Raw genomic sequence first — 6,420 nt, 5'->3', positions numbered from 1 at the left:
ATGCCCTGCGTGTCGAGCAGGTCCGCGATGAGCGCGCCCGGCGCACCACCCAAGGGCAGCACCGCCACCGTGCGCCGTCCGGCGGCGGTGACGGCGCGCGAGACGTTCACGCCCTTGCCGCCCGGGTCCATGCGCTCGGTCTCCGCGCGGATGACCTTACCGCGCTTGAGGGCCTGGACCTCGTAGGTGCGGTCGAGGGACGGATTGGGGGTGACGGTGAGGATCATGCGCGCACCACTTCCGTGCCGCCGCGCTCGATCGCGGCGGCGTCTTCGTTGCTCAGCCCGCTGTCGGTGATCAGCAGGTCCACGTCGCTCAGGTCACCGAAGCGGGCGAAGTGCTCCTGGCCGTGCTTGGACGAGTCGGCGAGCAGCACGACCCGGCGGGCCGCCGCCATCGCCGCGCGCTTCACCGCGGCCTCGGCGAGGTCGGGGGTGGTCAGGCCGTGGTCGGCGGAGAAGCCGTTGGCGGCGACGAGGAGGACGTCGGCGCGGATCTCGCCGTACGCCCGCAGCGCCCAGGCGTCGACGGCGGCGCGCGTGCGGTGCCGTACGCGCCCCCCGACGAGGTGCAGCTGGATGCCGGGGTGGTCGGCGAGGCGGGCCGCGATGGGCAGGCTGTGCGTGACGACGGTGAGGGCGGTCTCCAGCGGGACGGCGGCGGCCAGGCGGGCGACCGTCGTACCGGCGTCGAGGATCATCGTGCCGTCGGCGGGCAGTTCCGCGAGGGCGGCCTTGGCGATCCGGTCCTTCTCGTCGGCGGCCGTGGTCTCGCGCTCGGCGAGGTCCGGCTCGAAGTCGAGGCGTCCGACGGGGATCGCTCCGCCGTGCACGCGGCGCACCAGGCCGGCGCGGTCGAGGGCCTTGAGGTCGCGGCGGATGGTCTCCGCCGTCACCTGGAACTCCTCGGCCAGCGATACGACGTCCACCCGGCCGCCGTCCCGGGCGAGCCGGAGGATCTCCTGCTGCCGCTCCGGTGCGTACATGTCCGTTCGCCTCCGACTGTGCCCGAACGTGTGGTTTAAGTCGGAGGCTACGCCGGGATGTCCGGAAAGTAAACAGGTTCGGGCCCAATGCAGGCACGATCGGGCATTCCTTGGTCGGGCACGCCCAGGGCGCCGCCGCCCAGGCACCGACCCGGCGTCCCCGCCCAGGCACGACCCGGCGTCCCCGCCCAAGCGCGTGGGCGTCCCCGCCCAGGCACGACCGGGCGTCCCCGCCCAAGCGCGTGGGCATCCCGCGCAAGCACGCGGGCGTCCCCGCCCAGGCATGACCGGCACCGCCGCGCTCGGCTTCCCGTCCGGACAGGGAGATGCGAAGGGCCCGGACCTCGATCTGCTCGAGGTCCGGGCCCTTCGGCCACCGCACCCGGGTGCGACCCGCTCGGCTCAGGAGACCAGCTCCGGTTCCGCCGCCTTCGCCGCCCCGGTCCGTCCCCCGGCGACGGGGGCCGCCGCCTCGACCTCCGCACCCTCCACGTGCTGGGCCGGCCGCTTGGGCAGCGCGGACATCAGCAGGAAGATCACGGCCAGCACCCCGGCCACCCACCCGAGGGCGTGCTCGAAGGCGTTCACGAAGGCCGGGCCCGTCTCCGCCCTGCTGAGGCGCTCGTCGATCACGCCGAAGAACACCACCGACACCAGCCCGAGCCCCAGCGCGTTGCCCATCTGCTGCACGGTGTTGATCAGCCCGGACGCCGAACCGGAGTGCTCGCGGGGGACCTCCGACAGCACCGCGTCCGTCAGCGGGGCGACGATCAGACCCATGCCGACGCCCATGACGACGAGCGGCAGGGCCATCTGCCAGGGCTCGATGCCGAGGCCGTAGTGGTCGGCCTCCCAGAGGTAGAGCAGGACGCCCAGCGCCATGGTCAGGGCGCCCGCCTGAAGGACCTTGCGACCGAAGCGCGGCACCAGCTTCTGCACGGACAGCCCGGCCGCCACGGAGACGGCGAGGGAGAACGGAACACCGGTCAGACCCGCCTTGAGCGCGCCCCAGCCCAGCCCGAACTGCAGGTACAGCGTCCACACCAGGAAGAAGATGCCGAGCGCGACACCGAACACGGTCTGCACGGCGATCCCGGCGGCGAAGCTCTTCACCTTGAACAGGGACAGCTCGACCAGCGGGGAGCCGTCCCGCGCGGCCTTGCGCCGCTCGTACCCCACCAGCGCCGCGAAGACGACGAACGCGCCGGCCATGGACAGGTACCCCCACAGCGGCCAGCCCAGCTCACGGCCGCGGGTCAGCGGGTAGAGCAGCATCAGCAGGCCCAGCGTCACCAGCGCGACACCGACCAGGTCCAGCCGGAGGGCGCGCGGCGCCTTGGACTCGGTGATGAAACGGCTGCCCAGGAGCAGACCCGCGAGACCGACCGGCAGGTTGATGAGGAAGATCGGGCGCCATCCGAGGCCGAACAGGTTCCACTCCGTCAGCAGCGCGCCGAGCAGCGGCCCGGACACCGCGCCGAGCCCGACGATCGCGCCGAACAGCCCGAACACCTTGCCGCGTTCGTGCGCCGGGAAGGTGGCGTGCACGATCGACAGCACCTGAGGCACCATCAGCGCGGCCATGGCGCCCTGGAGGACGCGGGCGGCGACCAGCATCTCGGGGTTCGCGGCGAGCCCGCACAGCGCGGAGGCGACGGTGAAGCCGCCGATGCCGACGAGGAACACCCGCTTGCGGCCGTGGATGTCGCCGAGACGGCCGCCGGTGATCAGGCCGGCGGCGAAGGCGAGCGCGTACCCGGCGGTGATCCACTGGATCTGGGCGAGGGACGCGCCTTCCTCCCGCTGGATGGACGGGATGGCGATGTTGACGATCGTGACGTCGACGAGGTCCATGAAGGCCGCCGTCATCACGATGGCGAGCGCCAGCCAGCGGCGCCGGTCCGGTGCCGAAGTGCTCTGCGGAGCTGTGTCGAGGGTCTCGGTGGAGGTCATGACCCGAAGACTAGATTCGCAGTAGGTCAGATCATGTCCTAGATCTCCGGCATCCTCATATCCATGACGACGGACACTCCGGCCCGGCTGCTCCAGCTCCTCTCCCTCCTCCAGACGCCGCGCGAATGGCCCGGCGGCGAACTGGCCGACCGGCTCAACGTCTCCCGGCGCACCGTCCGGCGGGACATCGACCGGCTGCGCGAACTCGGCTATCCCGTACAGGCGACCAAAGGCTCCGACGGCGGCTACCGGCTGGTCGCGGGCAAGGCGATGCCGCCGCTCGTCCTCGACGACGAGGAGGCGGTCGCGATCGCGGTCGGCCTGCGGGCCGGCGCCGGCCACGCCGTCGAGGGCGTGGAGGAGGCGTCGGTGCGCGCACTGGCCAAGCTGGAACAGGTACTGCCCTCCCGGCTGCGCCACCGCGTCGCCACCCTCCAGGCCGCGACCACCCCGCTGACCAGCGGCGACGGCCCCACCATCGCTCCCGAGACGCTGACCGTCATGGCCTCGACGGTGGCCGGCCACGAGCGGCTGCGGTTCTCCTACCGGGCCAAGGACGGCACCGAGTCGCGCCGCCTCACCGAGCCGTACCGCCTGGTGTCGACGGGCCGCCGCTGGTACCTCGTCGCCTACGACCTCGACCGCGCGGACTGGCGCACCTTCCGCGTCGACCGGATCAGCGACCCCTTCGCCACCGGGGCCCGCTTCGCACCCCGTGAACTGCCGACGGGGAGCGCGGCGGAGTATCTGCGGCAGTCGATCAACCGCCGCAGCGAGACCTACGACTTCACCGTCACCTTCGCCGCCCCCGCCGAGGCGGTCGCGGACCGGCTGCCGTCCTGGGTGGGCACGCCGGAACCCGTCGACGGGACGAGCTGCCGGCTGCGGGGCACCACGGGGGATCCGGTGGAGTGGCTGGCGGTGCGGCTGGCCATGCTGGGCCATGAGTTCACGGTGCGGGAGCCGGCGGAACTCGTGGAGTGCGTACGGGAGCTGGGCGGGCGGCTGGCCCGCGCGGCGGAGGGCCGAGACTCCTGACCCGGCCCTCCCGGGCCCCGTCCGGGAAATCCCCTACGGCCGCCTCTCCCACCTGAAGTCCCGCAGCGCCGCCAGGTTCCGCAGGGCCAGCGCGGCCGGTCCGTCCGGGCCGGTCGCCGGAGCGTCCCCGGTCGCCCAGCTCTCCACCGCCACCCGTACGGCAGCACTGGCGACGGCGGCGGTGAAGCGGAGGTCCGGGGAGGCGCCCGGCCCCTCGGCAACGTTGTCGGCCCCCTGGGCCTCGCGGTCGTCACCCTTGCGGTCGCCGCCCTCGCGGTCACCGGCCCCACGGCTCCCGACCCCACTGCCGCAGGCCTCACTACCGAAGGCCTCACTGTCGCCGGCCTCGCGGTCCCCCGCGCCGTCCCGCTCCACCAGCACTCCCGCCAGCGTGTCCTCCGCCTCCTGGCACACCTCGGCCCACACCTTCCGCAGCGCGGGGCTGGTGGTGGCGAGGCGGATCAGGGTGCGCACCCACTCCCAGGACGCGGCCGACACCCCGCCCCCCGGCGACAGGGTGTGCCGTACGGCGTGGTCCAGGGCCTCGGGGACGGTCAGTCCGGCCGGGGCCTCGCGCACCGCCTCGGCCCAACGCTGGGCACCGGCGGCGTAGAGCGGGGCGACGGCCTCCTCCTTGCTCGCGAAGTAGCGGTAGAAGGTGCGCGGGGCGATCCCGGCGGCCTGGGCGATGTCCTCGGCCCGGGTGGCCCGCAGGCCGTGCCGGGCGAACAGGCCGCCCGCGGCGCGGGCGATCTCCATCCGGGTGGCCGCTTTGCGCCGCTCGGTCAGCGAGAGGGCGGGCGGTGGAGTACTGGACGAGCCGGAGGAAGCCCGCGAGGGCTGTGCCGGGGTGGTGCTGCTCACTACGTCAGGCTATGCCGATGTGACACAATCTGCCATCCGGCGGGCCACCCCGGGGTTCAGGTACGGGGTGCCCCGCCGTCCGATCGTGCCCGGGCACGGAAAAAGCCGGACTCCGACGCCCGGGGGAAGGCGCCGAAGCCCGGCTGGGAAAGTCCCGGCGCCGGGGGGAGTGCGTCGGGACATGGCTCCGATGGGGCGGGACGGGACCGGGAGGGGGCCGACCACCTCACCGAACTCCTGTACCCGGAAGTCTTGTTCCCGGGCGCCCATGGGTTGAAGCGACGTTACACGGCCACATTTGCGCGGGCTTTCGCCACCCGGCGCACGCGGTGCCGCGGGCCGCACGCCGTCCGACGAGTCGTCCACGACCTCGCGCCGGGCCGGTCCGGCGCGGGTGCGCGCCTCATCCGTCCCCGGCGCCCGGCCGGCACCGACCTGCGCCGTCCGGCCCGGGCTCACGCCGCCGCGTCGAACCCGGTGTCCCGCGCCAGCTTCTTCAGCTCCATCAGCGCGTGCTTCTCGATCTGCCGGATGCGCTCGCGGGTCAGGCCGTGCTCCTTGCCGACCTCGGTCAGCGTGCGCTCGCGACCGTCCTCGATGCCGTACCGCATCTTGATGATGGAGGCCGTGCGCTGGTCCAGGCGGCCGATCAGGTCGTCCAGTTCCTCGCTGCGCAGCAGCGTCAGCACCGACTGCTCGGGCGAGACGGCGGAGGTGTCCTCCAGCAGGTCGCCGAACTGGGTCTCGCCCTCGTCGTCCACGGACATGTTCAGCGAGACCGGGTCACGGGCCCAGTCGAGCACGTCGGTGACGCGCTCCGGCGTCGAGCCCAGCTCCGCGGCGATCTCGGCGGGCTCGGGGTCCCGGCCGTGCTCACGGTTGAACTCGCGCTGCACGCGACGGATCCGGCCCAGCTCCTCCACCAGGTGGACGGGGAGCCGGATGGTGCGCGACTGGTCCGCTATGGAGCGGGTGATCGCCTGGCGGATCCACCAGGTGGCGTAGGTGGAGAACTTGAAGCCCTTGCGGTAGTCGAACTTCTCGACCGCGCGGACGAGGCCGGCGTTGCCCTCCTGGATCAGGTCGAGCAGCGGCAGGCCGCTGCGCGGGTACCGCCGGGCGACGGCGACGACCAGGCGCAGGTTGGAGCGGATGAAGACGTCCTTGGCCCGCTCCCCCTCGGCGGCCAGGGCTTCCAGCTCCTCACGGGTGGCGTCGGCCTTGGACTCCTCGTACCCGTCCAGGACCTGCTGTGCGAACACACCCGCTTCGATGATCTGGGACAGCTCGACCTCCTTTGCGGCGTCGAGCAGCGGCGTCCGCGCGATCTCGTCCAGGTACATGCCGACCAGATCGCGGTCCGCGATCTCGCCGCCATGGGCGCGAACACTGCTTGCCGCGTCGAGGGTCTCGCCGGCGGCGGACGTACGACGGGCGACGGCACGGGTTGCCATGCGTGCTCCCTTGCGATGGTGAGGTCAGCGGGTGGTCCTTCGGACGCTCGGCGTCGGCTGCGGACCTTTGAACCCTGTTCTCACGAACCTGTTCTCGATCCTCGTCCGAGTGCCCTGCATCCGATG

At 72.8% G+C, this 6,420-nt stretch carries 6 protein-coding genes; 1 reads left to right on the top strand and 5 read right to left on the bottom strand.

Annotated features, from left to right (window positions below):
- The 3 genes from CCN42_RS44815 to CCN42_RS27580 form a co-directional block, all read right to left on the bottom strand.
- Positions 1–227: PfkB family carbohydrate kinase (locus CCN42_RS44815; RefSeq protein ID WP_339384433.1), on the bottom strand; the 227-nt coding region annotated here is incomplete at its 3' end.
- Positions 224–985: a DeoR/GlpR family DNA-binding transcription regulator gene (locus tag CCN42_RS27585; protein ID WP_086739653.1), complete on the bottom strand. Its 762-nt coding sequence runs from the start codon at positions 983–985 to the stop codon at positions 224–226. The genes CCN42_RS44815 and CCN42_RS27585, both read right to left, overlap by 4 nt.
- A gap of 402 nt (positions 986–1,387) precedes the next feature.
- Entirely contained in the window at positions 1,388–2,938 is a 1,551-nt protein-coding gene (locus CCN42_RS27580; RefSeq protein WP_086739652.1) for an MFS transporter, read from the bottom strand.
- Positions 2,939–3,001: 63 nt separating this feature from the next.
- On the opposite strand from CCN42_RS27580, the gene CCN42_RS27575 reads away from it, so the two are divergent.
- Positions 3,002–3,976 carry a helix-turn-helix transcriptional regulator gene (locus CCN42_RS27575; RefSeq protein WP_086168240.1) on the top strand — a complete coding sequence of 325 codons (975 nt, stop codon included), beginning with the start codon at positions 3,002–3,004 and terminating at the stop codon, positions 3,974–3,976.
- A gap of 33 nt (positions 3,977–4,009) precedes the next feature.
- On the opposite strand, the gene CCN42_RS27570 is transcribed toward CCN42_RS27575, so the two are convergent.
- A complete protein-coding gene (locus CCN42_RS27570) occupies positions 4,010–4,840 on the bottom strand; it encodes a TetR/AcrR family transcriptional regulator (protein ID WP_422641193.1) in 831 nt (276 codons plus the stop codon).
- A gap of 455 nt (positions 4,841–5,295) precedes the next feature.
- A complete protein-coding gene (locus tag CCN42_RS27565) occupies positions 5,296–6,294 on the bottom strand; it encodes a sigma-70 family RNA polymerase sigma factor (RefSeq protein WP_086739650.1) in 999 nt (332 codons plus the stop codon).
- Positions 6,295–6,420 lie beyond the last annotated feature (126 nt).

Origin of the sequence: Streptomyces glaucescens (assembly GCF_002154375.1) — a bacterium.
Taxonomy (GTDB): domain Bacteria; phylum Actinomycetota; class Actinomycetes; order Streptomycetales; family Streptomycetaceae; genus Streptomyces; species Streptomyces glaucescens.
Note: the sequence above shows the minus strand (reverse complement) of the source record. Positions and strands in the feature narration are given on the sequence as shown.

Excerpts from the sequence above, each read along its gene's own strand:
- CCN42_RS27565 (WP_086739650.1), bottom strand. The coding sequence starts at position 6,294 with ATGGCAACCCGTGCCGTCGCCCGTCGTACGTCCGCCGCCGGCGAGACC.
- CCN42_RS27575 (WP_086168240.1), top strand. The coding sequence starts at position 3,002 with ATGACGACGGACACTCCGGCCCGGCTGCTCCAGCTCCTCTCCCTCCTC.
- CCN42_RS27580 (WP_086739652.1), bottom strand. The coding sequence starts at position 2,938 with ATGACCTCCACCGAGACCCTCGACACAGCTCCGCAGAGCACTTCGGCA.
- CCN42_RS27585 (WP_086739653.1), bottom strand. The coding sequence starts at position 985 with ATGTACGCACCGGAGCGGCAGCAGGAGATCCTCCGGCTCGCCCGGGAC.